This is a genomic window from Mesorhizobium sp. CNPSo 4670, from assembly GCF_057784235.1.
The window spans coordinates 477,129-503,125 of the sequence record NZ_JBWJFQ010000002.1 but is presented as its reverse complement, the minus strand read 5'-3'; the positions used below and the strand labels follow the sequence as shown (position 1 = coordinate 503,125).

Here is a 25,997-nt window from a genome sequence, read left to right as displayed (position 1 = left end):
TTGACGCAGCGACAGTTTCAAAATGGGCCGATTTCGGCCTCGAACGCTAGACTCTTGCTTGCGGCCTGTGGTGGAATTGGAGGAAAAGGAGCTGCCTTGCGCACGATGCCGAGCGCGACCTTGTCGAAGTTCGGCGATCCGGAGCTTTGCAGAATGCGCAGGTCATCAATGCCGCCGCGGCTGCCGATGACGAATGTCACAACGGCATTGTTGCGAGCAGCCAACTGTACCGAAGGCGGGACGCCGCGATTGACACGGCTCAGCTTTCGGAAGACGTCGCCGCGGTAATTGTCTTCCGCCGCGCTGCCTGCCTCCTTCTGTTTTTTGCCCTTGCTGGCCGCCTGCGCCAATCGGTCCTGGCCATTCGCCGTGCCACGCTTCTCATCCGCTTGGCTGGTGCTGGGCGGGGCGGCTGCCGGAGTTGGGCTGGCGCTGGGAATCGGTGGCTGCTCTGGGACGGCGGCAGGCTCGGCCTGAACGGTCGGCTGTGCAGGGGTTTCAGTCTTTGCAACGATGCTCTTGTCATCGGCGCGCGGGGCTCTCGCCACCAGAATGTCCGGCGTGACGGAAGGCTGTTTGACAGGCGCTGACAAAGGCTCGACCGGCTGTTTGGCGGTTTCTTGAGCAGGTTGAGACGGCTCTGTTGGTGGCGTCGGCCTGGCCGCCTTTGAAGGCTCTGATTTGGTCGGCCGTGGATTGGGCACCAGCTTGACATTCACAGCCGCCGGATCCTGGTCCAGTGCGCTGCCGACCACCTTGTCTCCGGACTGATCACTGCCTTCCGACCGGATGGCGTCCTGGGAATCGAATGTCCCCGAGGGCGAAATCAGAAAACCCGCCGCCACCGCCGCATGGAGCAAGCAGGAGACGACGATCGCCGCCGTCCATTTGCGGTTCCAGGCAGATGGCCGCGGCGGCGCAAGCGGCTCGGTTGGCACGATCGCCAGTTCGGCGGCGGGTTCGGGGAGGGGACTGATGTCACGCATGTCGCGGGACGAGACCTGCAGCGACCCGTGCGGACTTGTCAAATCAAGATCGCTTGGTCCAAACGACAAGCCGGCTAGGGGCCGTGCCACCGTGCTTTGCAGGAATGCGGGATGCAGTCCCATCTCAGACGCCGAAAGCGATACCGGTCCTGGTGTCGGTCTTCAGCCTGCGCATGCAGGCGTTCGGTTCGACGCCTGTGCCGGCGCATTCCGTCGCGCTGTTGATCAGCACTCGGCTGACCTTGGCGCAGTCGGTGCCGGCCAGATCGAAGCGTGTCACCTTGGTCTTGCCCGCAGGCAATTCCTTGAAGTCGAGCACGGTCAGCCGGTCGACGACGCCTGTCTCGTTAAACAGGGCGATCTCGAACGCCGCCTTGGAGAGGTCGGCGCCGAGGTTGTTGCTGACCACGAAGGTCAGGCGGCAGCCCTTGTCGGAGGCTTGCGCGCCGTTGAGTTCGAGGGCTAAGGCGGGAGCCGGCGCGGACTGCTCAGCCCACGCCGGAACCATCGCAAGCGACATCGCCAACGTCGAGGTCAGCGGACGAAGGGATGTCCTCAAGCCCGTCATTGCCGTCAGCCCCCAAATCGCATCGTTGCCGCCAGCTTCAGCGTTATGCCCGGCTCATAGACCGCGACCGTCGTGCTGCCGTTCAAAGGGTTGGCGTATTTGACATCGAACAGATTGTCGGCGCGGAAATCGACCTTCAGATTGTCGGTCGCCTGATAGCTGGCGAAGGCGTTGACCAGCGTATAGTTCTTGGCCACCGCATTGCCCTTCGGCTTGCCATTGTACTGCACTTCGCCACCGACGGTCAGCTTGTCCTCGAGGAAGCGCAGGCCGAGCTGGGCCGTGACCTGAGAGGACGGGATGGTGGCAAGGTCTGCCCGGTCGCCTTCATAGGATATGGTGTGACCATTGATGATGGAGGCGGAAAGTCCGGCATAGCCCCATGCCGCATCGTAAACGCCCTCCATCTCGAAGCCGTTGATCTTGGCCTTGGCGAAATTTTGATACTGGAAGCAGATCGGGATACCCGGGCCGAACGGGCAGCCGCCGGTCGGGTCGAACGGCGACAGCGTCACGCCGTCGATATAATCATCGACATTGTTGTTGAAATAGGCCGCCTTGATGCGAAGCGCGTCGCCGGCCTCCAGGATGTCATCTTGCTGGTAGTTGACGCCGAATTCCGTCGTCTTGCCGGTTTCAGGCCGCAAATTGGGATTGGGCAGGAACGGGAAGGAAACGCCGGCCGGATGGTTGCCGCTGATCAGCGTCTCCGTCAACGAGGGCGAACGGTAGCCTTCCGCATAGGTGCCATAGAATTGCAGGCCGGCAAGGCCAGCGCTTTCGAAGGGCGAGACGCCGACGGTGATGCGCGGCGACACTCTGTCGCCGGAAGTTTCGTGGGTATCATCCTTCAGGCTGTAATTGTCGTAACGCAGACCGGCGATGACTTCGAGCCACTCCCAGGTGAGCTTGTCCTGGACATAGGCACCGGAAACGTTGCGCTTGCCCGAAGGCGTGTAGAAACTGTCTCCACCGGCCGTGCCGCCGGTCTTGACGTTGTCGCCCGCCCAGTCACCGCCATAGGTCAGTTCGTGCGCGACGCCGGCGGTCTCGAATCTGGACGTGTTCCAGATGTCGATGCTGGTCGTGCCGACATCGAAGGTCGAGGTCGAACCTGTCGGCAGCACCACAGGCAGGCCGGTGACCGGATCAAAGCGTTTTAGCGGGACGAGGCTCGTCAGGTCGAGGTTGGTCTTGTTGTAGGAGGTGTTGATGTGGAGATCGAGCCAGCTCTTGTCTTCGTCGGTGACGTTGTAGCGGGCTGTGAAGGTGTTCGACTTCAGGTCGACATCATTCACCGGCGCGCCGCCGCTGATTTCGTTCCAGCCATCGCTTGAGCCGACCCAGCCGAGCTTCAGCTCACTGTTGTCCGTCGGCCGGATTGTGGTCTTGAGCAGGCCGCTGAGCACGTCGAAGCCAGTGCCCTTGACGGCGTCGCCATCGCCATCCTTGTAGTCATCGTAGTTGCGGTAGACGATGTTGCCGAGCGCGTCCCAGTTCTCGTTGAAGCGATAGGCACCGGATGCGCTGGTGGTCCAGCCCTTGCCGTTGCTCTCGTAGCGCCCGGTGACGGAACCAGCCCATGTCTCGTTCGGCTTGAGGAAATCCTCGGCATCCTTGGTGTCGAAGAAGACCACGCCGCCGATGGCGCCCGAGCCATAGGTGTTGGCGACAGGACCGCGGATCACGTCGACGGATTTGACGAGTTCAGGATCGATGTAGACGGTCGACTGCGTGCCGTGGTCGGAACGCTGGAAATTCTGGCGGGCGCCGTCGACGATAACCGCGACGCGACCGAAATCCTGCAGGCCACGGATGTTGATGCTGGTGCTGACACGCCTGGCGTCGGCCTGCGCCGCGATACCGGGCACGCCGAGCAGCATCTCGTTCGGCGTCGTCGCCATGCGGCGGTCGAGCTGTTCCTGGTCGATATGGCTGGCCGAAGCCAGCGATTCGATCGCTGTCTCGCCGGTGCGGCTCAGCACCAGGATCTTGTCGAGCAGTGTTGCGCCCGCCGGGGCGGGCTTTGCCTCTTCAGCCTTCGGCGATTGCGCCGCTTGCTGGGCGCTGGCTGGTGGCGCCAGCAAAGCGACTGCCGCGACGCTTGCCAGCAAGGCCGCCATCCCTCTTGCCGTGGATCGCCCGCCAAGACCCTCATTAGACGGGCAGGTGTCAAACCGGCCACGCCATTCCCAATTCATCAACCCCATGCCCCAACTCCAAAGTCCAGGTTCGGTGCTGGCTGGCCTGGGGCTCGCTGGCGTTTTTGATCGTGTCCGGCCTCTTAAATGTTGACTCATTTACTCCTGTATCGCACTGACTAGTAAACATGATTATTCAAGTCAAGAAATGAATCGGCATTTATGCAACGCCTAGCCAGGCGCCCGGCACAGGAAAGGGATCGATCCAGATGAACACACACAATTCCAATGACTTTCGCTATCGCGTCCGCCGTTCCGACGACACCTCCACCCGTTTAGACCGGGTTCCGCTGGCGGTGCGAACGCTGTCCAGCAACACCCTGTTCCAGGGCGAGCACGAGATCGGCATCGAGCATCATGGCGCGCTCTACCGGCTCAAGATCACCCGCCAGGGCAAGCTCATTCTCAACAAGTAAGGCAAGGCAGTAGGGACGAAACATGGATCAGCGCGTAAAACCCGCCCCGCATGAAATCCGGCGGGCACGGACAGAGAATCCGAGGACGCGCGAGCGTGATCTGGCTGCCCAGCTCGGCATTTCTGAGGCCGAGCTCATCGCCGCGCATTGCGGCGACGGGGTCGTCCGCATCGAGCCGCGCGTCAACGATCTCCTGACCGGCCTCGAAGCCGTCGGCGAAGTCATGGCCTTGACCCGCAACGAAAGTGCGGTGCACGAGAAGATCGGCGTCTACGACAAGATCGTCACCGGCAACCACAATGCCATGGTGCTCGGTGAAAACATCGATCTGCGCATCTTCCCGAAAGTCTGGGCGCACGGCTTTGCCGTGGAAAAGCGCGATGGCGACGACATCCGCCGCAGCCTGCAGTTTTTCGACGCGGCAGGCGAGGCGGTGCACAAGGTGCATCTGCGGCCTGCCTCCAGTCTCTATGCCTACCAGAAGCTGGTTGCCGCGCTCGAATCGTCGAACCAGGAGCCGACGATCGAGATTTCTGGACACATCCCCGACGACGAGGTCCATGGCGGGGAAACCACCGCCAATCTCGACGATCTGCGCGACCGCTGGAGCCGGCTGACCGACGTGCACCAGTTCTTCGGTATGCTGAAAACTCTGAAGCTCAGCCGCCGGCAGGCGGTGCGCATGGTCGGCCAGGACTATGCCTGGCTGCTCGACAATGACGCCGTCCGCCACATGTTCCATCATGCCGCCGAGGGCGAGATGCCGATCATGTGCTTTGTCGGCAATCGCGGCTGCATCCAGATTCATTCCGGTCCGGTCAAATCCATCAAGCTGATGGGGCCATGGATCAACGTACTGGACGAGACCTTCCACCTGCACTTGCGAACCGACCACATCCATGAGGTCTGGCAGTGCGCAAGCCGACCAAGGTCGGTCACGTCACCTCGCTCGAAGTCTATGATGCCGACGGCAAGATGATCATCCAGTTCTTCGGCAAACGCCATGAAGGCGAGAGTGAACGCGACGACTGGCGATTCCTGGCGGAACACCTGCCGCGCATCCCAAGCCCGACCGCAGCCTGAGGACGACACCTATGGTTCCCTTTTCCAGACTGGCGCCTGTTCTCAAGCTGGTGCTTGGACCGGCAATCTGTCTATGCCTGGCTTTTGTCGCCTTGCAACCCGGCAACGCCGCCGAGGGTGCGACCGTCTTTGTCGATCGCTCGAAGATAGTTGCCATTGGCGGCTCCATCACCGAGATCGTCTATGCGCTCAGCGAGGAGAAGCATCTGGTGGCTCGCGATTCCACCAGCCGGTATCCGAAAGCCGCACTTGATCTGCCTGATGTCGGCTACTTGCGCCAGCTGTCGCCGGAAGGTGTGCTGTCGGTCAACCCGACCGGCATCCTGGCGCTGCACGGCAGCGGTCCCAGGGAAGCCGTCGATGTGCTGAAGAAGGCGAGCGTCCCGTTCATCGAGGTGCCCGAACACTATAGCCACGAAGGCATACTGGAGAAGGTCCGCATCGTCGGCAAGGCGCTCGGCGTCGACGCCAAGGCCGAGGTGCTGGCCAGGGAGCTTGATGCCAAGCTCTTTGCCGCCGAAAAGCAGACGGCTTCGATCAAGCAGCGCAAGCGCATCCTGTTCGTGCTGTCGATACAGGGCGGCAAGATCCTGGCGGCCGGCAGCGAGACCGCCGCCGACGGCATGGTCAAGCTCGCCGGCGGGATCAATGCCGTGGAAGCCTTTTCCGGCTACAAGCAAATGTCCGACGAGGCGATCATCACCGCCAGGCCGGACGCGATCCTGATGATGAGCAATGCCGGGCCTCCGGTCTCGGACGACGAATTGTTCTCCAATCCGTCTATCGCCTCGACGCCGGCGGGCACTGCACGCAAGCTGATCCGCATCGACGGCGCCTATCTGCTCGGCTTCGGGCCGCGCACGGCCGATGCTATCCACGATCTCGCCGTCTCGCTTTATGGCGGGCAGGTCACGGATTGAGCGGGCAGATCATGGTCGATCAATCAATCGCCGGCCCGGTGAAGGTGATGGCGGGTGCATCCGACGGCGATCGCTCGGATCGCGCCCGCATCGTCATCCTTCTGCTGTGCCTGGGGCTCGTCATTGCCGTGCTTTTGTCGCTCACGTCGGGCGCGTCGGACGCTTCGGCCGCCAACGTCATCAGCGACTGGCTGTTCGGGACCGTGCCCCGCGACGCCGCGTTGAGCGCCCGCGACAGGCTGATCGTCTACGACATCCGCCTGCCGCGCATCATCCTCGGCATGCTGGTCGGCGCAGCACTTGCCGTCTCCGGCGCTGTCATGCAGGGGCTGTTCCGCAATCCGCTCGCCGATCCCGGCCTGATCGGCGTTTCGGCCGGATCCAGCCTCGGCGCGGTTGCCGTCATCGTGCTCGGCGCCACGGTGCTGGCGCCGGTGACGGCCATGCTCGGCACGCTTGCGCTGCCGCTGGCGGCATTTTGCGGTGGGCTCGCTACGACGCTGGTGCTCTACCAGGTTGCCACGCGACGGGGACAAACCTCGGTCGCCACCATGCTGCTCGCCGGCATCGCGCTGGCGGCGCTTGCCATGGCGCTCACCGGCATCCTGATCTTCACGGCCGACGACCGCCAGTTGCGCGACCTGACCTTCTGGCAACTCGGATCGCTCGGTGGCGCGACCTGGGCGAAGATCGCCTCTGTCGGGCCGATCATCGTGCTTGCGCTGGCGGCGATGCCGTTCCTGGCGCGCGGCCTCAACGCACTGGCGCTGGGCGAGGCGACCGCCGGCCATCTCGGGATTCCGGTGCAACGGCTGAAGTACACGGCCATCATCGGTGTCTCGGCGGCGGTCGGCGCATCCGTCGCCGTCAGCGGTGGCATCGGTTTCGTCGGCATCGTCGTGCCGCATCTGCTGCGGCTGCTGATCGGTCCCGACAATCGCTATCTGCTGCCGGCATCGGCGCTGCTCGGCGCCTCGCTGCTGCTGTTGGCCGACGCCGTCGCGCGCACCATCGTGGCGCCCGCTGAATTGCCGATCGGCATCGTCACCGCGATCGCCGGTGCGCCGTTCTTCCTGTGGATACTGCTGCGCAAGCGCGGCGTCGTTGATTTGTGATTTGGGACTTGTGACCTGTGAGGCTGGGATGATCGAGGCAAGGGATGTTTCCGTGACGATCGCCGGCAAGCGGATCGTTGCCGGTGTCGATTTCGCCGCACACCCCGGCGAAGTGACGGCAATCGTCGGCCCCAACGGATCCGGCAAGACGACCTTCCTCAAGGCGCTGTCCGGCGAACTTGCCTACACCGGACATGTCGTCCTCAACGGCGGCGATCTCTCGGCGATGAAGCCGGTCGAGATCGCCGTCCATCGGGCCGTGCTGCCGCAGGCGACGACGCTGTCGTTTCCGTTCACTGTGCGGGAGGTGGTCAAGCTTGGCCTTGTCGGCGGCCGCTCTGGTGTCCTGCCGGGCGAGGACGCGCGGCTGCCGGAACGGGCGCTGGCGCGCGTCGACCTTGATGGATTTGCCGGGCGTTTCTACCAGGAGCTTTCGGGCGGCGAGCAACAGCGTGTCCAGCTTGCGCGCGTGCTGTGCCAGGTCTGGGCGCCGGTGCTCGACGGCAAGCCGCGCTACCTGTTGCTCGATGAGCCGGTTTCCAGCCTCGACATCAAGCACGAGCTGATCATCATGAGCATCGCCCGCGACTTCGCCAGGAGGGGCGGCGGCGTGGTCGCCATCCTTCACGACCTCAATCTGACGGCTATGTTTGCCGACCGGATTTTTGTCATGCATCGCGGCAGGCTTGCTGCTACCGGCTCGCCGCAGGACGTGCTGAGCGACGACCTGATCGAAAAAGTGTTCGACTGCAGGCTCAGGTTCGGCGTGCTGCCTGCCGGCGACATGCCATTCGTATTGCCGCAGTCGACGGTCTATTGATATTCAGGTGAGGCCGGCCTGCGAATGGCGGTTTCCTGCGCTTCCGGTACTCACGTACCCAGGTACGCTCCGTTCATTCTCGACCCAGCGTGACCTGAATCTCAACGGACCTACTCAGACTCGGGAGACTTGCTCAGGCAGCAGGTGCGCGGCGCTCCACCAGCATGTCTATGCCGAGCAGGCTGCGCACGTTCGGGCGAGCCGCCACGAGATCGGCGATGGTGTAGCGCTCCAACACCCCGAAGAATGCGTTCAGCGCTTCGCGCAATGCCGAGTTCAGCGCGCAGCTGTCGACCAGCGGGCATTCGGCGGCATCGTTCTCGAAGCATTCGGCCATGGCGAAGCTTTCTTCGGTCACGCGCACGACATCGAAAAGGCTGATCGATTCGGCGGCGCGGCCCAGCCTGACGCCGCCATTCCTGCCACGCACGGTCTCGACCAGGCCGTGCTCGACCAGTGGCTGCAGGATCTTAAACAGGAACAGCTCCGACACCGAGTAGGCGGCCGCGATCTCGGGGATGCGGCTCAATCGGTCATTGTTTGCGGCGCAATACATCAGGATGCGCATGGCATAGTTGGTCTGGCGCGTAAGCCGCATTTTGTCCTCACAACGCGCTGGTGCGGTAGAACCACGCCAGATTTCAAAACGTTACTGATGCGGCTTTGACCCGGAAATTTCGGATTCGCCACATTGGCCTAGGCGGAATATGGCCTATACCTTGGAACAATTCCAGACTAGCCGGGCACAATAGATGAACATTCTCGTCAACTTTGTGTGTGCAGCCAAGCAAGGCGCGTGCGAAACCGGCTGCTACGGGCATTTCGCCTGGTGAAGCACTAAATAGGCCCGAGATTGACGAGGAGCAGCTCATCCATGTCACAAACGGCCCAGTCCCTGGCGCCCGTCCGTTTCGATGCCGACGCGGAGGCCAAGCTTTCCGCCTTGCGGTGGACAAAATTGGTCGCAGCGGCGGCGCTGGCGCTTTGCGTCCTGGTGTTTGCGCTCGCCAAGTCGTTCGAGCATATCTATCCGTGGCTCGGCTTCGTCGCTGCCTTTGCCGAGGCCGCGACTATCGGCGGCCTGGCCGATTGGTACGCGGTGGTGGCGCTGTTCAGGCGGCCGCTGGGGCTGCCGATCCCGCACACCGCCATCATCCCCGAGAACCAGAACCGCATCGCAGACAATCTCGGCCGCTTCATCGAGGTCAACTTCCTGGCGCCTGAGCCAGTGCGTGAAAAGCTTGCCGAGGTTGATTTCTCGGCGCTCGTCGCCGACTGGCTCGCCGATGCCGAACGTGCCGCCGGCCTGTCGCGCTTCGTCGTGCGGCTGGTACCGCAGACGCTTGCCGCCGTCGAGCAATCCGGCCTGCGTGGTTTCGTCACCAGCCGCATGCTGGAGCAGATCGAAAAGGTGCCGCTGGCGCCGCTGGCTGCCGAGCTGTTGTCGGCGCTCACCGACGACCGTCGCCACCAGAAACTGTTCGACGAATTCACCAAGGTGATCGGCCGGTTCCTAAACGACGAGCTGGCGCTGGCGACGATGCGCGAGAAGATCCGCGAGGAGTTGCCGTCGCTGTTCAACCTGTTCCGCGCCGACGCCTACCTGCTGAAGAAGATCGTCGCCTCGGCCGGCTCGCTGCTCGACGAGGTGCGGGCCGATCCTGACCATCCGATGCGCGCCGAATTCGACCGTTTCGCTCAAGCCTTCATCGAAAGGCTCAGGACATCGAAGCAATATGCCAAGCGCGCCGAGAAGCTGAAACGCGATTTTCTGGCCCGGCCGGAGGTCAGGGGATTGGCCGGCGACATGTGGGCGAGCCTCAGCCAGTTCATCGAGCAGGACGCCAAGGCGCAGGAGTCGATCATTCGCACGCATCTCGCCAACATGTTCGTCGAGGTCGGTCGCCATCTTGCCAGCGATGCACAGATCCGGGCCGACATGAACCAGGGGTTCGTGGTGGCGCTCGCTTCGTTCGTGGAGAGCCAAAAGAGCGGCGTGTCGAAATTCATCGCCGACCAGGTCAAGCGCTGGGACCTGGCGCAGCTGACACGGTTGATCGAGATGAACATCGGCAGGGACCTGCAATATATCCGCTTCAACGGCATGATTATCGGTGGGCTTGCCGGCGTCGTCCTTTATGTCGCCGAGCGGCTGTTCCTCGTCGGCTGACGCCCATTCGGCCCTGGACCGATTCCACTGCGTCCGAATGGACACGCAGCACTTCGGTGCTATTCTCCCATCCGGGAGCCCAATCGGCGGCGACAGGGGAGAAGACCATCATGGCCAAGCAACCGGAATCCGATTCCTTCATGGACATGTTCGGCAAGTTCGGCCGCGACCTGAAAGTGCCCAACGTCGATGTCGAGGCAATTCTTGCGCATCATCGCAAGAACCTAGAAGCGCTGGAAAAATCGGCCCGAGCCAGTGCCGCCGGCGCGACCTCGCTGTTGTCCCGGCAGCGCGAAATGCTGCAGGACACGCTGCGCGAAGTTACCGAGATGGCGCAAAGCTACCGGGCACCGGGCAATCCGCAGGAACTGATGGCCAAACAGACGGAATTCGCCCGCAAATCCTTCGAGGCTGCGTTGAAGAACGCCGGCGAAGTGGCTGAACTGGTCAAGAAATCCGGCACCGAATCGGTCGACATCCTGCGCACGCGCATCAAGGAGGCGATGGAGGAAATCCGCGCCGGCTACGACAGGAAGTAGCGGTCTCCGGCCAAGGTGGCATTGTTGCCGCCGGCAGCCACGAAAGGCCAAGAAATCCCGATTTGACCTGCCACTGCGCCGGGCCGCATGGGCCGATTGCAGCTGGAATCTGCGGAACGGATTCGTGCAGAACGAATTGACAGGAGCCGCCAGTTCGTGGTCCGGAGGCGTTGGAAGCTATCGGGATACCAGGAATGACTGAAATACGGCCCAAGACGCCGCCGACCTATGAGCAATTGAGGACGATGGCTGGGCAGGAGCTTGGCGTGTCGGAGTGGACGACGGTCGACCAGAATCGTATCAATCAGTTCGCCGAATGCACAGGCGACCATCAATGGATCCATGTCGACCCCGTGAGGGCGCGACGGCAAAGCCCGTTCCGCACGACGATCGCGCACGGCTACCTGACGCTGTCGATCATCGGCGCGCTGGCGCTCGGCATGGGCATCGTTCCCGAAAACACCCAGGCCGCCTTCAACTACGGCTTCGACAAGGTGCGTTTCCTGGCGCCAGTCAAGGTCGGCGCGCGCATCCGGCTGCGGACCACGCTGCTGTCCATGGAGGACAGAGGCCCCGGCCAGTATCTGATGAAGGCGGCCAACACGGTCGAGATCGAAGGCGAGGAGAAGCCGGCGCTCACCGCTGAAACGCTGGTCATGCTCTACGAGCGCCGCAAGCGGGCTGGGGCCTGAACGACCGCCAATCAAGTTGCGCCTTACGAAACGCTGGCTTCCGCGCGGCTAGCGGCGCGGGTCGAGAGCAGCGCAAGGGACAGCGCGACCAACGCTAGCGCTGTCGCCGTCTGAAAGGTGACCTGCATTCCCCGGGCGGCGGCCACGGAACTCAGAATGTCTTGCTCCCCAGCCGATGCGACGGCGAAGACGGCGCCCATCAACGATGCGCCGGTGATGAGGCCGAGATTGCGCGAAAGATTGAGCAGGCCGGAGACGACGCCGCGCTCACCGGCGCCAACACCGGTCATGATCGCTGCATTGTTTGACGTCTGGAACAGCGCGTAGCCGATGCAGGTGACGGTGATCGGTACGACATAGCTGGCAATGCCGAGTTTCGTCATGGCGAGCGACAGCAGGAACGTGCCGATGGCAAGGCTTGCCAAGCCGGCAACCATCATCCTGTGGGCCCCGAAGCGATCGGTCAGGCGTCCGGCCAGTAGCGCCGACAGGGCTGAGACGAGCGGGCCGGTCGACAGCACGAGGCCGACCCTTGCGGCATCGAGCCCGAGCCCGCGCGACAGGTAGAACGGGGCAACCACCAGGGTCGCCATCATCACCGTTGCGACGACGAGGCTCATGGCCAGGCTGGCGCTCAACTGGAGGTCACGAAAGCTGGCAAGCTTGATCAATGGGTTCTTCACTTTCGCCTGCGCGGCGGCGAACAGGGCGACGCCGAGGCCGGCAGCTATCAGCAGGCCGAGGTTGAGTGCGCCGAAATTGCCCCTGCCAAGCGTCATGGCTAGCGCATAGGCGGCCAGCGTCAGGGCGAGCAGGGCGGTGCCTACGGCGTCGAACTTGCCCCGATGAGCCTGCGCTGGCTTGCCGCGCGCCGGCAAGGCACGATAGGCGAGAGCGAAGGTCAGTACGCCGAGCGGCACGTTGACGAGGAATATCGCCCGCCAGCCGAAGCCCGCGATCAGAGGACCGCCGAGCGACGGCCCAAGTGTCGTGCCGATGGCGGACATGGCGCCGAGCAGGCCCATGGCGCTGCCGGTTTTGGCCTTGCTCACCGTTTCGGCGACAAAAGCCAGCGTCAGCGCCATCATCAGCGCCGCGCCAAGTCCTTGCACCGCCCGCGCGGCGATCAGCAGCCAGAGTGTTGGCGCCAGGCCGCAGAGTATGGATGCCAGCGTGAACAGCGCGATGCCGCCAAGCAGCAACGGCCGGCGCCCGAACATGTCGGCCAACCTTCCGGCGCTGACGATCAATGTGGTGATGGCGAGCAGATAGGCCAGAACAACCCACTGCACCGACTGGAACGAAGCGCCGAACGCCTGCGTCAGCGAAGGCAGGCCGACGCTGGCAATGCTGGTTCCCAGCGACGACAGCAACGTGGCGAGCGAAAGGCTCGCCAGCGCCCAGCGGGCGGATTTGACCTGGGGCGGCGCCGATACGCGCTCATTTTGCTCTGCGATTGCCAAGGCGATCTCCTTTCCATCGGCTCCAGAACCGGAGCTATCGGAGACCTAGTCTCTTGACCGATATGGCGGAAGGCGCAGCATTTGCATGTTATTCGTGCATCAAACGCCATATGAAGTGCTATGATCCGCCGATGGCATCGCCCGATCTCAATTTGCTCGTCGCTCTCGACGTTCTGCTGACGGAAGGCAGTGTGGCCCGCGCCGCCAATCGTCTTGGTCTCAGCCCCTCGGCGATGAGCCGGACGCTCGGGCGGCTGCGCGAGGCGACGGGCGACCCGCTGCTGGTTCGCGCCGGCCGCGGCCTTGTTCCGACACCGCGTGCGCAGGAGTTGCGGCAGCAGGCTGGTCGCGTCGTCCAGGATGCGGAAGCTCTCCTGCGCCCTGCCGCACTCCTCAACCTTTCGGATCTCGCCAGGACTTTCACGCTGCGCACCAATGAAAGCTTCGTGGAAGAGTTCGCGCCGCGCCTTGTCGCTCGCATCGAAGCGGAGGCGCCTTGCGTGCGACTGCGTTTCGCGCCGAAGTCCGACAAGGATGTCACGCCGCTGCGCGAGGCGGCGGTTGACCTGGAAATCGGCGTCGCCGGTGAAACCGGACCGGAGATGCGCATTCAGGCTCTGTTTCGCGACCGCTTCATCGGCGCCGTGCGCGCTGGCCATCCCTTGAGCGAGGGCGTCGTGACGCCCGAGCGCTACGCGGCCGGCCGCCACATCAGTGTTTCGCGGCGTGGCCGCGAGAAAGGGCCGATCGATGAAGCCCTGGAACGGCTTGGACTCCAGCGGACGGTCGTGTGCATGGTTTCCGGCTTTTCGGCCACGCTTGCCATGGCGCGTGCATCCGACCTGATCGCCAGCGTGCCCGAGCGGCATACGGAAGGCGCGCGCGCCGGCATGCACAGCTTTCGGCTGCCGGTTGCCACCGTGGAGGTCACCATCTCTATGCTCTGGCATCCGCGTCTCGATGCCGATCCGGCACAGCGATGGTTGCGCGACTGCGTGCGGGAGGTCTGTGCGGCATCTCGCTGACCGGCTATCAACGCGCCATTGCCGTTTCTAGCACCTTGAAAATCCGTTCGTCCGCGCACTGGGCAACGTTGAAGCGCAGGAAGCGGCTGGCGGTCTGGGACAGGCTGAACGCATTGCCGGGCGCCAGCACGATGTTGTCGGCCAGCGCGCGGCGGGCGACTTCGGCGGCATCCACGCCATCCGGTAGGCTGCACCATAGGAAGAGCCCGGCCGGCTGCTCGATCCAGGGCGTGATGCCGATTGCCTTCAGGCGGGCGCTCGTCTCGCCCATGGCGCGCGAAAGCCGTGCCCGCAGCAGATCCATGTGCTTGCGATAGCTGCCGTCCTTCAGCAGCGTCAGCACCAGTTCGGCGGCAAGCCGCCCGCCGCCGAAGGTGGTGGCGATCTTGAGATCGGTCAGGCGCTCGATCCAGTCGCGGGGTGCCGCGATGAAACCGCAGCGAACCGACGCCGACAGCGTCTTGGAGAAACTGCCGATCTGGACGACCCGGCTCAGGCCATCGAATGCCGCCAGCCTGGGGGCGGGCGCATGTTCGAAATCGGCAAAGATATCGTCCTCGACGATGGTCAGGTCGGATTGGTCGGCGAGCTTGAGCAGCCGGTGGGCGGTGACTGGGGACAGGATCGCGCCGGTCGGGTTGTGGATGGCCGAATTGGTGATGTAGAGGCGAGGCCGATGTTCGGCCAACACCTGTGCGAACAGCTCGATGTCCGGCCCGGACGGCGTGTAGGGAACGCTGACGACCTTGGCGCGGTGGGCGCGCAGCAGAGCGTGGAAATTGAAATAGCAGGGGTCGTCGACCAGCACGGTGTCGCCGGGTTCGATCAGGAAACGGCACAGGAGGTCGATGGCCTGCGTGCCCGATTCCGTCAGCATGATCTGCTCAGGAGAGGCTTCGATGCCATGTTCGGCCATGCGCCGCGCCAGCAGGTTCCGCAGCGGCGGCAGGCCGAGCGGCGTGCCGTAGTCGGCGAGCGCGACATCATCTGCGCGCGCCACCGTGCGCAGCGCGCGGCGCAACCCCGCCTGGGGCATCCACGCGGCCGGCAGCCAGCCGCAGCCGGGTTTCAGACTGTCATCGCCTGCTTCCAACGACTGGCGCGAGATCCAGAGCGGATCGACCGCGCGGTCGAGCCGGGGACCAATCTCGGCCAGAGACAGCGGCGCCAGCGAGCCGGCGGCATAGAAGCCTGAGCCCGGCCGGGAACGGATCGCCCCTTCTGCAGCGAGCCGCTCATAGGCTTCAACCACGGTGGATTTGGAAACCTGCATGGATTTGGCGAAGGCGCGAATCGACGGCAGTCGCGCTCCCGGCGTCAGGCTGCGCGCGGCAATCCGCTGGCGGACAGTTGCCATCACGCTCTCGACCAAAGTGACCGTGTCTTCAGTCTCAAGCGCTGTTATCGTCATCTGTACTGCCTTATTGACCATTACAGTTTTGCAAAATTGTACCCTATTGTCTCTGGCGACGCCATAGGCACAGGCCCGATAGAGGGCGAAACAAAACGGAGCCTGTGATGGACAAGATGGCGAGCGGCTGGGTGAACGGATTCGTCGGCGTGCTGATTTTCAGCGGTTCGCTTCCGGCAACGCGCGTCGCGGTGATGGATTTCGATCCAACCTTCGTGACATCGGCCCGCGCGGCGATTGCCGGACTGCTTGGTCTCGCCCTGCTGCTGGTGTTCCGCCAAAAGCGCCCGGAGAGAGGGGATCTGCTGTCGCTGGTCATCGTCGCGCTCGGCGTGGTGGTCGGTTTTCCGTTGCTGACGGCACTGGCGCTCAAGCACGTCACCTCGGCCCACTCCATCATCTTCGTCGGCCTGCTGCCGCTGGCGACGGCGATTTTCGGCGTGCTGCGCGGCGGTGAACGTCCTCGCCCGGCGTTCTGGCTGTTCTCATGCGTGGGCAGCGCGCTGGTCGCGGGCTTTGCCCTGATGCAGGGCGTGACAGCCTCGCCGGTCGGCGATGGCCTGATGCTGGCCGCCATCGTCGTCTGCGGCCTGGGTTATGCCGAGGGTGCAGCGCTGTCGCGCAAGCTCGGCGGCTGGCAAGTGATCTGCTGGGCGCTGGTGCTGTCGCTGCCGATCATGCTGGTGCTGACTTTCGCGACGCAGCCGCCATCCTTTGCCAGTGTCGGCTCCAACGCCTGGATCGGGCTCGCCTATGTCTCGCTGTTCAGCATGCTGATCGGGTTCGTGTTCTGGTATCGCGGCCTTGCGCAAGGTGGCATCGCTGCCGTCGGACAGTTACAGTTGCTGCAGCCGTTCTTCGGCCTGGCGCTGGCGGCGACGCTGCTGCATGAGCAGGTCAGTTCGCTGATGGTCGTCGTCACGCTCGGCGTGGTGCTGTGCGTGTTCGGGGCGAAGAAGTTTGCGAGATAGTCCCGGGGAAGCGGCTCCTGTCCCTAGAACTTCGTCACCACGCCGATGCCGATGCCCTCGAAGCCGCCCATGGCCATCAAGGCCGCGGGCGCCTCTTCGAGGCTGATCTTCTTGCCGACCAGAAGTTCGGGCTTGAGCTTGCCGTTGCGGATCATCTCCATCATCGCCTGGTAGCGATAGGCCTGCATGCCGTGGCTGCCGAGGATTTCGAGCTCGAAGGCGATCACCTTGTCCATAGGCACCTGCGGGCGGGCGTGCTCGCCCAGCATCAGGCCGACCTGCACATGGCGGCCGCGGCGGCGAAGGTTGGCAATCGAGTTGAACGAAGTGGTGGGGTGGCCGAGTGCGTCCATCGACATGTGCGCGCCGCCATTGGTGATCTGCTTGACGGCCTTGACGACATTCGGCGTTTTTGATGCGTTGATGGTGGCTACCGCGCCGATCTTCGTGGCGAAATCGAGCTTCTCGTCGGTGAGGTCAATGGCGATGACATTGGCGCCCATGGCGCTGGCAATCATAATCGCCGACAGACCGACGCCGCCGCAGCCATGCACGGCCACCCATTCGCCCGGCGTCACCCGGCCCTGGTCGACGATGGCGCGAAACGAGGTGACGAAGCGGCAGCCGAGGCTGGCGGCGGTGGCGAATTCCATCTCGTCGGGCAAGCGTACGAGATTGGTGTCGGCGTGTTCGATAGCGACATATTCGGCGAACGAGCCCCAGCCGGTGAAGCCGGGCTGCGTCTGATGTTCGCAGACTTGGTGATTGCCCGATGAGCATTCGAAGCAGCGGCCGCAGCCGACGGCGAACGGCACGGTGACGCGTTCGCCGGCCTTCCAGCGGGTGACCTGCTTGCCGGCGGCCACCACGATACCGGCCAGCTCATGGCCCGGCACATGCGGCAGGCGGATGCTGTCGTCATGGCCCATCCAGCCGTGCCAGTCGCTGCGGCAGAGCCCGGTCGCCTCGACCTTGATCACGACGCCATCGGCAGCCGGCTTCGGATCTGGAACGGTCTGGATCGTTGGCGCTTCGCCGAATTTCTCGAAGACGACGGCTTTCATTGGCAACTCCCAACCTTCACACGGCCCGCGGAAAGATAGCCGATTCCCTGTCGGGTCAAGCGGAAATCAATTCCGCCAGACACGGTCGCGTCGATGCTGATGCTACGTGTCGGCCAATGAAATCTCACTCGGCATCGATCTGGTTCTGGGGCGCCGCCTTCTGGAAGGCCGAAAGGGCCATGCAGGCGGCGTTGATGCGCGTGATCGTCGGGTAGGGGGTCATGTCGACGCCGAAGCGGGCATTGTTGGTGACCTGCGCGGCCAGGCAGATGTCGGCCAGGCCCGGTGTGTTGCCATGGCAGAATGCTCCGGTCCCGGCCGACGAAGCCAGGATCTTTTCGAGCGGCTGAAAACCTTCGTTCACCCAGTGGCGGAACCAGTTGACGACATCCTGGTCGCCGGCGCCGAACAGGGTGCGCAGCGAGGTCAGCACGCGCAGATTGTTCACCGGATGGATGTCGCAGGCGATCATCTGCGCCAGCATCCGGACCCGCGCCCGGCCAAGCGCGTCCTTGGGCAGCAGCGGCGGTTCGGGGCTGGTCTCGTCGAGGAATTCGATGATCGCCAGCGATTGCGTCAGCAGCGTGCCGTCGTCGAGGATCAGCGCCGGCACCAGGCCCTGTGGATTGACCGCGAGATAGGCGGGCTCCAGATGCTCGCCATGGCGCAGGTGATGCGGGACGTAGTCATAGCTCAGCCCCTTCATCTCCAGCGCGATCCGCACCCGATAGGAGGTGGAGGAGCGATAGTAGTTGTGCAGGACGATGTCGCTCATGCGCTCACTTCGGTTGGCCGATGGTGACTTCGATCGTGCCGATGCCATCGACGCCGCCGGTCATCGTGTCGCCGGCACGAACCGCGCCGACACCGGCCGGCGTGCCGGTGAAGATCAGGTCGCCGGGCTCGAGTTCCACCGCCTCGCTGCAGATCGACACGATATCGGCGATCGGCCAGATCAGCTCGGTGAGGTCGGCATCCTGCCTGACCTTGCCGTTGACGGCGAGCCAGATGCGGCCCTTCTGCGGGTGGCCGGATTGCGCCGCCGGGACCAGCGGGCCGCAAGGGGCGGAGCGGTCGAACGCCTTCGACCAGTCCCAGGGCCGCGCCATCTTCTTGGCTTCATCCTGCAGATCGCGGCGGGTGAGGTCGATGCCGACGCCGTAGCCCCAGATATGATCCAGCGCTTGGCCGCGCGCAATGCGGAAGCCCGGCCTGCCGATCGCGGCAACCAGCTCGATCTCGTGGTGCAGATTGGCCGTCAGCGGTGGGTAGGGGATGGTGGCGCCGGAATCGGCCACAGCGTCGGCCGGCTTGGTGAAGAAGAAGGGCGGATCGCGCTCGTCATTGCCGAGCTCGCGGATGTGAGCGGCGTAGTTGCGGCCGACGCAGAAGATGCGGCGCACCGCAAAACGCGCGGGCGACCCTGCGACGGCCACCGATGATGTTGCGGGCGAGGGGAGGACGAATTCTGTCATGTGGGTCTCTGCTTGGTTGCCGGAACATTCGACCGATTTGGGCGCCCGGGCAATCGAGAAAGCGCCGGCGGCGCTTTCCGACGGAGGTGGCGATATACTATTTGGCAATAATCTGGCCATGGTGGCGAGGTTATTCTAAAGCGCGTCGCGTTTGAACGGATTTGAGGCGCCGCGCGTTAGGTCTTTGTCTCATGCATGCCGTTCACTCAAAACCGGGGCCACTTTTGGGCGACATGCATCAACCGCCCCTGAACCGAAATGAACCCCATGACCGCAACACACGATCGCGCCCGGTTCCTGATCATCGACGACCACCCGCTGTTTCGCGAGGCGCTGCACAGCGCCGTGCAAATGGCCTATCCGGAAGTCGACACGGTTGAGGCGCGCTCGATCACCGAGGCGCTCGACCTTCTGGCCGGGGCCAAGCCGTTCGATCTGGCCCTACTCGACCTCAGCATGCCCGACGTGCACGGCTTTGAAGGCTTGCTGCAGCTGCGGACCCGCTATCCGCGCCTGCCGGTGGTCATCGTCTCCGGCCATGAGGAGCCGAAAATCATTTCCGAAGCGCTGTCCTATGGTGCCGCCGGCTTCATCCCGAAATCGGCGCGCAAGAGTGATCTCGCCGCCGCCATACGCTCGGTGATGGAGGGCGCGATCTACGTGCCGGAAACCTATGAAGGCCGCACGCCCGACGCCGACAGCATCGACCGCGCCGACATGGTGCAGCGCCTGTCGACGCTGACGCCACAACAGCTGCGCGTGCTGCAGATGCTGCGCCAGGGCCTGCTCAACAAGCAGATCGCCTACGAACTGCAGGTCGGCGAAACCACGGTCAAGGCGCACGTTTCCGAAATCCTGCGCAAGCTCAATGTCTACAGCCGCACGCAAGCGGTGATCGAGGTGTCGAAGCTGGACAATGCGGAATTGTTTCGGGATCAGGCCGGGTTTTGAGGCTCTCACCCTCCCCTTGTGGGGAGGGTCGCTCCGCGAAGCGGAGCGGGGTGAGGGTCGGCCGGATGAGCGCGGTAAAAAGTGCACTGTCACCGAAGTACACAGTCGACAGATCAGTCAGGCCTGGGGTATGAAAATTTGGGATGGCAGCTTTACAAACATCTCTCTACCGACAACATCTTTAATATAGTTATCATCTAGCGGCAGGTCGCCGTTCTCGTAACTGCCCTTGATCACCTTTACTCCGTCGATCCCAACTGTAACCAGAGCAATGGAGAAAGTGTTAATTATAACACCTATCTTGTCCCTAAACATTTCTGCTCCGTTTATCGGGACAAATGAGTAAAATTCGTTATAGGATATGTAGCCATCCTCCTTCTGAAGCCAATCCGTGTCTGACGATACTTTCCACCAGCCATTATCTTTTTCTATCGCAATAGTATGAGATCCGGCCAGCATCAAATCGCTCACTAATCTTGCGATGAGATTTTCTGGAACGTACTTTTCTCCGATATGCATCCTCGGATTGCTGGCTATATGTTCTAGTGCGTCGGTTATTAATTTCAAGTTAGATTCTGAATACGATTTGACCACGGGACGGCTCCACCCATGAATTACGGTGAAAGTGCACTTTTTTCTTTAATTGCGAATTATGAGGCCTGGCAAGCATGGTAAAAGTGCACTGTCACCGTAATTCAAAAGAAGTTTACTGTCACTCAATTTGGAATCAGCGGGGCTGCTTCAAAAGGTTATGAATCCAGCGAAAATTTTCAACACAAGGGCCATTCTGTTGTAAAATATTAACTTCATCTTCGTCTACCTCGACTATTTCGATACAATTCAAATAGGGTGAGCCAAGTCCAACAAAATAACCGGTAGCTTGCGCCGCCATGACGTCCGCCTCTAATTTCAGGAGGGCTTCACTGTTGTCGGGTTCCAAAAAAGAGCCGTGCTCTGTATCTGATTGCTTCGAAATCCATTCGGCCTCCAACCAATTTCCACCAATGGGCACCAGCCCTAGGGCGCGAAAAAGGCGCGATCGGGAGTCACCAAGAGACCAAATTCTGACGGCTCCGCCAGACGAAATCAATGCCACTCCCGTTTCGAGGCCGTCGTAAAAGTCAAACGGTATGATCATCCTAAAATAGGGATTGCGATTTGATCCGCGATGTCGTGCGAACTCGCGCAGGAAATCATTTGAAGAGGTCATTCCACACCTGTGCCAATTCCTTGGTGGCAGCGGAAGGAAACATCGCGGTATAGTGGCCTGCGTCCGTTGCCGTCTTTTTTAAGCCAATCCCAGCGGCGTAAAGAGATGACGCAGGCGTACGACGACCGTTCTTCCTGCGTACTCATTTCCCTTAGTACGCTCCATTTGCCTTGGTCGACCGGTTCGCAGGTCCGCCTTATCAACCGCATCGATCGCGGCGGTAGTTCATGATATCCACATTCTTGTCGAGCTCGGGAATATTGATAAAGCAACGTTCCTGCTTCCCATCGAATTGCCGTACAACCTTCTAAACATAAAATGATGGTTATATTTCAAAAATTTCCAAAAGACAACTTGCTTTATCTGCGACTATCTTATCATTTGACTGCAGAAGCAGGGAAAGTTTCTCTTTCGATTCGGGCGTTTTGATTAGGTACAGCGATACGCAGCATTTTACTCCAAGATTGGCAAAATTGTCATACGACAGATATTCATATTTAGAAATCGCCACCTGATATATAGCGCTATTTGCTCCGTTGTCTTTCATGTCACCAAGTATTGTTACGATATCTTCGTGGCTATGGTGCCAATCTTCGGGTAGAATTTTAGATAATACGGCGGAGCAATTTTTGTCGAAGCCAAAGTTGAATCCAAGTAATAATATTAACTCAACGTTTTCGCCGTTTTTTTGTTGATATGCCAGTTCTAGCTGTTGGCAAATGTAATTTTTGTCAGCCTGAATGTCTGCGGGGTAACACTTTATGAATTCGTCTTTACTTATTTTATCTAAGCATAGATTTAATATTAACTCTTCTTCTCGATTATTCATCTCAGTTTCACCAGTGAGAATGACGATACGTTTAATTGCGGTGACATTGCACTATTTTCGTTTCGCCGCCTGCCTCGTTTCCCCGGTTTCATGGCTTTTCCGAATTGCCCGGCAATGCGGTCCAGAAAGGCCTCGCTGCCCACCGGTCGACCGATGCTCTCGGCCTTGCGCAGGGCGTCGACAGACACGACGTGAATATTATTGGTCATTCCCCTCATGCCTTTATGGCGAGCCGCCACCACCCCATGTCGCAGCTCCCCCGGAGCGCTCGGCCTGACTAGGCCGGCTTTTCCCAGCGACTTGAAGGCTGCAATCCTCCATCTGCAAAGAAGGATCGCACGGCGTCGTCCACGGTCTTTCTATCGACCACCTCGCGGGGCGAGAAGTCACCTTCCTGACCGCCAATTTTCAAAACGATGTTTTTTTCTGTTTCAATTTTTTCCGAGGTTAAGTTCCACAGAGTCTCGTCTGGCATCGAAGCAAAGACAATATACTGATCGCTTCCGCCGCCAATCGTTAGAGATGAGCCGTTGCGGCCGGAAAGAGATATGATCGTTCTGTCGTTTGCATTGAGCAGCCCAATCAGGTCGGAAATTACTTCGATAGAAGGGAGATGAAACTCGTCGTCATTCGACAAATTGTCATGCCAGTTATCTGCCACCGCACGGACTATGAAGTTCTGACGGCTCATTCCTGCTCCATCGAGGCCGGTCCCTAAGCCAACAAATGCGCCAGCAGCGCGCGCAGTTGCGCCGGCTTCAGCGGCTTGCGCATCAGTTCGATGCCGCCCGCGCGCGCCGCCTTGGCAACGGCTTCGGAACTGTCGGCGGTGACGATCAGCGCCGGCACGGCGCGGCCGAGATAGTCGCGGACCTCGGCGATGGTGGCGGTGCCGAGATCGCCGCCGTCGAGATGCTGGTCGGCAATGACGATGTCGGGCACCCAGTCGGTATCACCCAGCATGTCGAGGGCGTCGTCGGTCGACGTCGCGGCCCGCACCAGGCATTGCCAGCGTTCGAGCAGGAAGGTCATGGCCTGCAGCACCTCGACATCGTTCTCGATCAGCAGCACCTTGGTGCCGAACAGGCCGTAGCCGCGCGGCCGTTCCATGTCGGCGCTGCTGGCGATGGCGTCGGCCGGGGCGCCGATGCCGACCGGAACATCGATGTGGAAGATCGTGCCGCGCCCGACCTTGGATGAAAATGTCACGGGATGGCCGAGCGCGCTGGCCATGCGGCGCACGATGGCAAGCCCGAGCCCGAGACCGCCGCCGTCCAACTCCGCATTGGGCGACGAGGTGCCCCGGTGGAATTCCTCGAAAACCGCCTCGCGCTGGTCTACGGGAATGCCGCAGCCGGTATCGGCGACGTCGATGCGGATGGTATCGCCGCGATGCCTGGTGCCGACCAGCACGCCGCCCGAGCGTGTGTAGCCCAGCGCATTAGAGAGAATGTTCTGCAGGATGCGGCGCAGCAGCGTGCGGTCGGAGCGGACCACGGCGTTGACCGGCCGGAATTTCAGCGACAGGCCCTTCAGTTCCGCTACCGGCAGGAAATCCGAGCGCAGCGACGAGAACAGCGCCTCGAGGCTGACGTCGCCGATGTCGGGTTGCACCACACCGGCGTCGAGCTTCGAGATGTCGAGCAGCGTGCGCAGCAGGTCCTCCATCGTCTCCAGCGAGCGCTCGACCTGCCGCACCAGCTTCCTGCCCTCGTCACTGGTCTGTACTTCGGCCAGCGCCGAAACGGAGAGGTGGGCCGCGTTCAGCGGCTGCAACACGTCGTGGCTGGCGGCGGCGAGGAAGCGGGTCTTGGACAGGTTCGCCAGTTCGGCGTTTTCCTTGGCGGCGCTGAGGTCGATGTTCGACTGCTCCAGCCGGCGCAAGGTCGAATGCAGTTCCTCGGTGCGCGTGCGCACGCGGTTCTCAAGCGATATCGCGGTCTGAAACAGCGAGAAGGCATTACCCTGCTGGTCCATCGACCGCTCGACGCGGCTGACCAGTGCGGCATTGATCTTCTTCAGCTTTTCGAGATCGTTGATATCCCTGAGCGGCATCTTATTCCGCCGCCTGTCGTTCGCCAAAGGCGATGCCGGTGAAGGTCTGGTTCAAATGCATCGACCGGTACTGTTCGCCATAAGTGCCGAAGCCGATGACATTGTTGACCCGGTAGAGCTCCGAGATATCGCGAAACACCTGGCGGTTGCGCGCATCCAGGCGGCGCAGCACGCAGTCGAAGCCGAGGATCATGTCGATGCCGCCAAGCCGCTCCTCGACATCCCTGAGCGCCGCGCGCGTCGATTCGACCATATCCTTGGGTTGGGCGATCGACAGGACGACACCATCGTCTATGGCGCAGAAGAACGACAGCGAGCCATCGGGATGCATCTTCTGGATCGACCGGCAATAATACTCGCCGCCCACCTTCACCACCACCGGATGCGAGGCAAAACTCAGCGGCGTCAGCGTCTGCGCAACGATGCCGACGGACGCGGCGTATTCCTCCGCCGCATTGGTGGCGTTGAACTCGCGCACGATGCGGTGATCGGGATCGGCCGCGGTCACCACCAGCTTCTCGTCGGTGGGAACGAAATTGTCGGTCTTGAAGACGTGGAAAGGGATTTCGGTGGCGATCAGCACGATGATGGCGCTGTCGGAGGTGACGTCGCCGTTCGAGATGAGGCGCGTCGTCTCGAACTTCAGGTCGTCGCCGGCCGAGCCGCCGAGCAGCGGTATGTCGTCGAGGCCCCAATGGATGGCCGAACTCACGGCTTCCTCGGCATAGGAGAGCCCGTCGATGAAGCACAGCGCGAAGGTGCCTTTGGTGCGGTCGCAGCCCAGACGCGCGCGCAGCGTCCGCCGCAAGGCCTCGACCTCGCTGGTGATCCTGTCCATGCCCGACGAGGAAAGATCGTCGACCATCACGCTGACGGCGGTGAACGCGGCGGACGGAAGGAGCATGGCGAGCACATGGCCGTCCTCGAGGCCTTGCGGCGTGATCTCGCCGGCGGTCGAGCAGCCCGCGTGATGAAGTGCCGGCGCGTGGGTCATGAGCGCCTGGGAAAGGGTGTCGGCCTCGACCAGGCTCTGGGAAAAGAACAGCAGCGCGAAGCCGGCGTCGATTGCCGCGGCCTCCAACGCGATCGCCTTGGCGAATGCGTCCATGTCGGGCTCATCCGTGGTGAGCGCCGACAGGCCGCATGCATAGCGCGTCCGTGAATTGGCCAGCGGTGTTCTCCGCATTTCCTCCGACGCTGTTTTATGCGCGTCGGGCGCGCGGGCGTCTGATAACATTGTTGCCCTCAAACCCTGTTTTGGCAATGGGCGACCGGGGCCGCGCGTTTGGGCCCAGCCCATGACCGAAAGTACAATGTAACGAGTTTGCGACGTGCTGTTTTTTGTCCATTGTGCAGTGTACGAATAACCATGGCCGAAGCGGCAACACCGCATCGGAAGCGTGATGACCAAGGTTGATACCCAGGGAGGAAGCATGTCGGACGTTTCGTTGATGGTGAACGGAAAACGGGTCAGCGGCGCTGCCGAGGATCGAACTCTTCTGGTTCACTTCCTGCGCGAAAATCTCGGCCTTACCGGAACGCATGTCGGTTGCGACACCTCGCAATGCGGCGCCTGCGTCGTCCATGTCGACGGCAAAGCGGTCAAGTCCTGCTCGATGCTCGCGGTACAGGCCTCCGGCTCGACCGTGGTGACGATCGAGGGCCTCGCCAATGGCGCCGATCTGCATCCGGTGCAGGCCGCCTTCAAGGAACATCACGGCCTGCAGTGCGGCTTCTGCACGCCGGGCATGATCATGACGGCGACCGACATGATCAACCGCCATCCCGAAGGCCTCGATGAGGCGACGGTGCGCACCGAACTCGAAGGCAACATCTGCCGCTGCACCGGCTACCACAACATCGTGAAGGCGATCCTTGCCGCATCGAAGACGATGTCCAAGGGGTCGAAGGGCAAAGCCAGGCAAGCGGCGTGAGACGGAGGCGAGTAGCGAACAGGGGGTAGCGGATAGTCAGCACACTGACCAAACGCCAACTCACCACAATTCGCCATTCACTACTCACTATTCGCTATT

27 protein-coding genes and 1 pseudogene are annotated in these 25,997 nt (G+C 61.9%); 12 read left to right on the top strand and 16 right to left on the bottom strand.

Annotated elements, in window-relative coordinates; translation table 11 throughout:
• Positions 1–17: 17 nt before the first annotated feature.
• The 3 genes from AC0ZT5_RS05885 to AC0ZT5_RS05875 are packed head-to-tail and all read right to left on the bottom strand — an operon-like array spanning position 18 to position 3,764.
• Positions 18–1,109 (bottom strand): energy transducer TonB family protein, encoded by a 1,092-nt coding sequence (locus tag AC0ZT5_RS05885; RefSeq protein ID WP_488495644.1) that lies wholly within the window; start codon positions 1,107–1,109, stop codon positions 18–20.
• A gap of 1 nt (position 1,110) precedes the next feature.
• Entirely contained in the window at positions 1,111–1,554 is a 444-nt protein-coding gene (locus AC0ZT5_RS05880) for a hypothetical protein (RefSeq protein WP_488495643.1), read from the bottom strand.
• Between the two features lie 5 nt (positions 1,555–1,559).
• Entirely contained in the window at positions 1,560–3,764 is a 2,205-nt protein-coding gene (locus tag AC0ZT5_RS05875; protein ID WP_488495642.1) for a TonB-dependent hemoglobin/transferrin/lactoferrin family receptor, read from the bottom strand.
• Between the two features lie 200 nt (positions 3,765–3,964).
• On the opposite strand from AC0ZT5_RS05875, the gene hemP reads away from it, so the two are divergent.
• From hemP to AC0ZT5_RS05850, 5 genes and pseudogenes are all read left to right on the top strand, one after another.
• The gene (gene hemP, locus AC0ZT5_RS05870) at positions 3,965–4,171 is read left to right on the top strand and encodes a hemin uptake protein HemP (protein WP_488495641.1); all 207 of its coding nucleotides are present in this window, start codon (positions 3,965–3,967) and stop codon (positions 4,169–4,171) included.
• Between the two features lie 22 nt (positions 4,172–4,193).
• Positions 4,194–5,254 (top strand): annotated as a pseudogene (locus AC0ZT5_RS05865) (hemin-degrading factor).
• An 11-nt stretch (positions 5,255–5,265) separates the two neighbouring features.
• Positions 5,266–6,174 (top strand): heme/hemin ABC transporter substrate-binding protein, encoded by a 909-nt coding sequence (locus AC0ZT5_RS05860; RefSeq protein WP_488495640.1) that lies wholly within the window; start codon positions 5,266–5,268, stop codon positions 6,172–6,174.
• Positions 6,175–6,185: 11 nt separating this feature from the next.
• The gene (locus tag AC0ZT5_RS05855) at positions 6,186–7,289 is read left to right on the top strand and encodes a FecCD family ABC transporter permease (protein ID WP_477288063.1); all 1,104 of its coding nucleotides are present in this window, start codon (positions 6,186–6,188) and stop codon (positions 7,287–7,289) included.
• 28 nt (positions 7,290–7,317) lie between these two features.
• Complete coding sequence (locus AC0ZT5_RS05850) at positions 7,318–8,109, top strand: heme ABC transporter ATP-binding protein (protein WP_488495639.1); 792 nt, start codon at positions 7,318–7,320, stop codon at positions 8,107–8,109.
• Positions 8,110–8,242: 133 nt separating this feature from the next.
• On the opposite strand, the gene rirA is transcribed toward AC0ZT5_RS05850, so the two are convergent.
• Complete coding sequence (rirA, locus tag AC0ZT5_RS05845) at positions 8,243–8,707, bottom strand: iron-responsive transcriptional regulator RirA (protein ID WP_488495638.1); 465 nt, start codon at positions 8,705–8,707, stop codon at positions 8,243–8,245.
• A gap of 276 nt (positions 8,708–8,983) precedes the next feature.
• Here rirA and AC0ZT5_RS05840 point away from each other — a divergent pair, with 276 nt between their 5' ends.
• The 3 genes from AC0ZT5_RS05840 (at position 8,984) to AC0ZT5_RS05830 (ending at position 11,510) form a co-directional block, all read left to right on the top strand.
• Positions 8,984–10,279 carry a DUF445 domain-containing protein gene (locus AC0ZT5_RS05840; protein WP_488495637.1) on the top strand — a complete coding sequence of 432 codons (1,296 nt, stop codon included), beginning with the start codon at positions 8,984–8,986 and terminating at the stop codon, positions 10,277–10,279.
• Between the two features lie 110 nt (positions 10,280–10,389).
• The gene (locus AC0ZT5_RS05835; protein ID WP_095087495.1) at positions 10,390–10,818 is read left to right on the top strand and encodes a phasin family protein; all 429 of its coding nucleotides are present in this window, start codon (positions 10,390–10,392) and stop codon (positions 10,816–10,818) included.
• A gap of 194 nt (positions 10,819–11,012) precedes the next feature.
• The gene (locus AC0ZT5_RS05830) at positions 11,013–11,510 is read left to right on the top strand and encodes a MaoC family dehydratase (protein ID WP_095087497.1); all 498 of its coding nucleotides are present in this window, start codon (positions 11,013–11,015) and stop codon (positions 11,508–11,510) included.
• Positions 11,511–11,533: 23 nt separating this feature from the next.
• On the opposite strand, the gene AC0ZT5_RS05825 is transcribed toward AC0ZT5_RS05830, so the two are convergent.
• On the bottom strand, positions 11,534–12,973 hold the full coding sequence (locus AC0ZT5_RS05825) for an MFS transporter (RefSeq protein ID WP_488495636.1): 1,440 nt from the start codon (positions 12,971–12,973) through the stop codon (positions 11,534–11,536).
• A 131-nt stretch (positions 12,974–13,104) separates the two neighbouring features.
• Here AC0ZT5_RS05825 and AC0ZT5_RS05820 point away from each other — a divergent pair, with 131 nt between their 5' ends.
• On the top strand, positions 13,105–13,998 hold the full coding sequence (locus AC0ZT5_RS05820; RefSeq protein WP_488495635.1) for a LysR family transcriptional regulator: 894 nt from the start codon (positions 13,105–13,107) through the stop codon (positions 13,996–13,998).
• Positions 13,999–14,005: 7 nt separating this feature from the next.
• On the opposite strand, the gene AC0ZT5_RS05815 is transcribed toward AC0ZT5_RS05820, so the two are convergent.
• A complete protein-coding gene (locus tag AC0ZT5_RS05815) occupies positions 14,006–15,409 on the bottom strand; it encodes an aminotransferase-like domain-containing protein (protein WP_488495634.1) in 1,404 nt (467 codons plus the stop codon).
• 107 nt (positions 15,410–15,516) lie between these two features.
• Here AC0ZT5_RS05815 and AC0ZT5_RS05810 point away from each other — a divergent pair, with 107 nt between their 5' ends.
• Entirely contained in the window at positions 15,517–16,380 is an 864-nt protein-coding gene (locus AC0ZT5_RS05810) for a DMT family transporter (RefSeq protein ID WP_488495633.1), read from the top strand.
• Positions 16,381–16,403: 23 nt separating this feature from the next.
• Here the strand turns inward: AC0ZT5_RS05810 and AC0ZT5_RS05805 are convergent, their stop codons facing one another.
• From AC0ZT5_RS05805 to AC0ZT5_RS05795, 3 genes are all read right to left on the bottom strand, one after another.
• A complete protein-coding gene (locus AC0ZT5_RS05805; protein WP_488495632.1) occupies positions 16,404–17,444 on the bottom strand; it encodes a zinc-dependent alcohol dehydrogenase family protein in 1,041 nt (346 codons plus the stop codon).
• A gap of 124 nt (positions 17,445–17,568) precedes the next feature.
• Positions 17,569–18,219 carry a maleylacetoacetate isomerase gene (gene maiA / locus AC0ZT5_RS05800; RefSeq protein WP_488495631.1) on the bottom strand — a complete coding sequence of 217 codons (651 nt, stop codon included), beginning with the start codon at positions 18,217–18,219 and terminating at the stop codon, positions 17,569–17,571.
• A gap of 4 nt (positions 18,220–18,223) precedes the next feature.
• Positions 18,224–18,919 (bottom strand): fumarylacetoacetate hydrolase family protein, encoded by a 696-nt coding sequence (locus tag AC0ZT5_RS05795; protein ID WP_488495630.1) that lies wholly within the window; start codon positions 18,917–18,919, stop codon positions 18,224–18,226.
• A 267-nt stretch (positions 18,920–19,186) separates the two neighbouring features.
• Here AC0ZT5_RS05795 and AC0ZT5_RS05790 point away from each other — a divergent pair, with 267 nt between their 5' ends.
• Positions 19,187–19,870: a response regulator gene (locus tag AC0ZT5_RS05790; RefSeq protein WP_488495629.1), complete on the top strand. Its 684-nt coding sequence runs from the start codon at positions 19,187–19,189 to the stop codon at positions 19,868–19,870.
• A gap of 117 nt (positions 19,871–19,987) precedes the next feature.
• Here AC0ZT5_RS05790 and AC0ZT5_RS05785 read toward each other — a convergent pair whose 3' ends face one another.
• From AC0ZT5_RS05785 to AC0ZT5_RS05755, 7 genes are all read right to left on the bottom strand, one after another.
• On the bottom strand, positions 19,988–20,437 hold the full coding sequence (locus AC0ZT5_RS05785) for a hypothetical protein (protein ID WP_488495628.1): 450 nt from the start codon (positions 20,435–20,437) through the stop codon (positions 19,988–19,990).
• Positions 20,438–20,597: 160 nt separating this feature from the next.
• Complete coding sequence (locus AC0ZT5_RS05780) at positions 20,598–21,080, bottom strand: hypothetical protein (RefSeq protein ID WP_488495627.1); 483 nt, start codon at positions 21,078–21,080, stop codon at positions 20,598–20,600.
• A gap of 325 nt (positions 21,081–21,405) precedes the next feature.
• Positions 21,406–21,909 carry a hypothetical protein gene (locus tag AC0ZT5_RS05775; RefSeq protein ID WP_488495626.1) on the bottom strand — a complete coding sequence of 168 codons (504 nt, stop codon included), beginning with the start codon at positions 21,907–21,909 and terminating at the stop codon, positions 21,406–21,408.
• On the bottom strand, positions 21,906–22,118 hold the full coding sequence (locus AC0ZT5_RS05770) for a hypothetical protein (protein WP_488495625.1): 213 nt from the start codon (positions 22,116–22,118) through the stop codon (positions 21,906–21,908). Before AC0ZT5_RS05770 ends, AC0ZT5_RS05775 begins: the two co-directional genes overlap by 4 nt.
• Positions 22,119–22,186: 68 nt before the next feature.
• Positions 22,187–22,600 carry an Imm1 family immunity protein gene (locus AC0ZT5_RS05765; protein WP_488495624.1) on the bottom strand — a complete coding sequence of 138 codons (414 nt, stop codon included), beginning with the start codon at positions 22,598–22,600 and terminating at the stop codon, positions 22,187–22,189.
• Positions 22,601–22,623: 23 nt separating this feature from the next.
• Entirely contained in the window at positions 22,624–23,964 is a 1,341-nt protein-coding gene (locus tag AC0ZT5_RS05760; protein ID WP_488495623.1) for a hybrid sensor histidine kinase/response regulator, read from the bottom strand.
• Position 23,965: 1 nt separating this feature from the next.
• Complete coding sequence (locus AC0ZT5_RS05755) at positions 23,966–25,150, bottom strand: FIST N-terminal domain-containing protein (protein ID WP_488495622.1); 1,185 nt, start codon at positions 25,148–25,150, stop codon at positions 23,966–23,968.
• Positions 25,151–25,397: 247 nt separating this feature from the next.
• Here AC0ZT5_RS05755 and AC0ZT5_RS05750 point away from each other — a divergent pair, with 247 nt between their 5' ends.
• Entirely contained in the window at positions 25,398–25,898 is a 501-nt protein-coding gene (locus tag AC0ZT5_RS05750) for a (2Fe-2S)-binding protein (protein ID WP_095088065.1), read from the top strand.
• The last annotated feature ends 99 nt before the right edge of the window (positions 25,899–25,997 follow it).

What these genes read in the sequence shown, in the direction of transcription:
- AC0ZT5_RS05750 (WP_095088065.1), top strand. Translation starts at nt 25,398, where the DNA reads ATGTCGGACGTTTCGTTGATGGTGAACGGAAAACGGGTCAGCGGCGCT.
- AC0ZT5_RS05795 (WP_488495630.1), bottom strand. Translation starts at nt 18,919, where the DNA reads ATGACAGAATTCGTCCTCCCCTCGCCCGCAACATCATCGGTGGCCGTC.
- maiA (WP_488495631.1), bottom strand. Translation starts at nt 18,219, where the DNA reads ATGAGCGACATCGTCCTGCACAACTACTATCGCTCCTCCACCTCCTAT.
- AC0ZT5_RS05770 (WP_488495625.1), bottom strand. Translation starts at nt 22,118, where the DNA reads ATGACCAATAATATTCACGTCGTGTCTGTCGACGCCCTGCGCAAGGCC.
- AC0ZT5_RS05885 (WP_488495644.1), bottom strand. Translation starts at nt 1,109, where the DNA reads ATGGGACTGCATCCCGCATTCCTGCAAAGCACGGTGGCACGGCCCCTA.
- AC0ZT5_RS05765 (WP_488495624.1), bottom strand. Translation starts at nt 22,600, where the DNA reads ATGAGCCGTCAGAACTTCATAGTCCGTGCGGTGGCAGATAACTGGCAT.
- rirA (WP_488495638.1), bottom strand. Translation starts at nt 8,707, where the DNA reads ATGCGGCTTACGCGCCAGACCAACTATGCCATGCGCATCCTGATGTAT.
- AC0ZT5_RS05760 (WP_488495623.1), bottom strand. Translation starts at nt 23,964, where the DNA reads ATGCCGCTCAGGGATATCAACGATCTCGAAAAGCTGAAGAAGATCAAT.
- AC0ZT5_RS05875 (WP_488495642.1), bottom strand. Translation starts at nt 3,764, where the DNA reads ATGGGGTTGATGAATTGGGAATGGCGTGGCCGGTTTGACACCTGCCCG.
- hemP (WP_488495641.1), top strand. Translation starts at nt 3,965, where the DNA reads ATGAACACACACAATTCCAATGACTTTCGCTATCGCGTCCGCCGTTCC.
- AC0ZT5_RS05815 (WP_488495634.1), bottom strand. Translation starts at nt 15,409, where the DNA reads ATGACGATAACAGCGCTTGAGACTGAAGACACGGTCACTTTGGTCGAG.
- AC0ZT5_RS05805 (WP_488495632.1), bottom strand. Translation starts at nt 17,444, where the DNA reads ATGAAAGCCGTCGTCTTCGAGAAATTCGGCGAAGCGCCAACGATCCAG.
- AC0ZT5_RS05880 (WP_488495643.1), bottom strand. Translation starts at nt 1,554, where the DNA reads ATGACGGGCTTGAGGACATCCCTTCGTCCGCTGACCTCGACGTTGGCG.
- AC0ZT5_RS05850 (WP_488495639.1), top strand. Translation starts at nt 7,318, where the DNA reads ATGATCGAGGCAAGGGATGTTTCCGTGACGATCGCCGGCAAGCGGATC.
- AC0ZT5_RS05820 (WP_488495635.1), top strand. Translation starts at nt 13,105, where the DNA reads ATGGCATCGCCCGATCTCAATTTGCTCGTCGCTCTCGACGTTCTGCTG.
- AC0ZT5_RS05810 (WP_488495633.1), top strand. Translation starts at nt 15,517, where the DNA reads ATGGACAAGATGGCGAGCGGCTGGGTGAACGGATTCGTCGGCGTGCTG.
- AC0ZT5_RS05855 (WP_477288063.1), top strand. Translation starts at nt 6,186, where the DNA reads ATGGTCGATCAATCAATCGCCGGCCCGGTGAAGGTGATGGCGGGTGCA.
- AC0ZT5_RS05780 (WP_488495627.1), bottom strand. Translation starts at nt 21,080, where the DNA reads ATGACCTCTTCAAATGATTTCCTGCGCGAGTTCGCACGACATCGCGGA.
- AC0ZT5_RS05835 (WP_095087495.1), top strand. Translation starts at nt 10,390, where the DNA reads ATGGCCAAGCAACCGGAATCCGATTCCTTCATGGACATGTTCGGCAAG.
- AC0ZT5_RS05840 (WP_488495637.1), top strand. Translation starts at nt 8,984, where the DNA reads ATGTCACAAACGGCCCAGTCCCTGGCGCCCGTCCGTTTCGATGCCGAC.
- AC0ZT5_RS05755 (WP_488495622.1), bottom strand. Translation starts at nt 25,150, where the DNA reads ATGCGGAGAACACCGCTGGCCAATTCACGGACGCGCTATGCATGCGGC.
- AC0ZT5_RS05830 (WP_095087497.1), top strand. Translation starts at nt 11,013, where the DNA reads ATGACTGAAATACGGCCCAAGACGCCGCCGACCTATGAGCAATTGAGG.
- AC0ZT5_RS05790 (WP_488495629.1), top strand. Translation starts at nt 19,187, where the DNA reads ATGACCGCAACACACGATCGCGCCCGGTTCCTGATCATCGACGACCAC.
- AC0ZT5_RS05775 (WP_488495626.1), bottom strand. Translation starts at nt 21,909, where the DNA reads ATGAATAATCGAGAAGAAGAGTTAATATTAAATCTATGCTTAGATAAA.
- AC0ZT5_RS05860 (WP_488495640.1), top strand. Translation starts at nt 5,266, where the DNA reads ATGGTTCCCTTTTCCAGACTGGCGCCTGTTCTCAAGCTGGTGCTTGGA.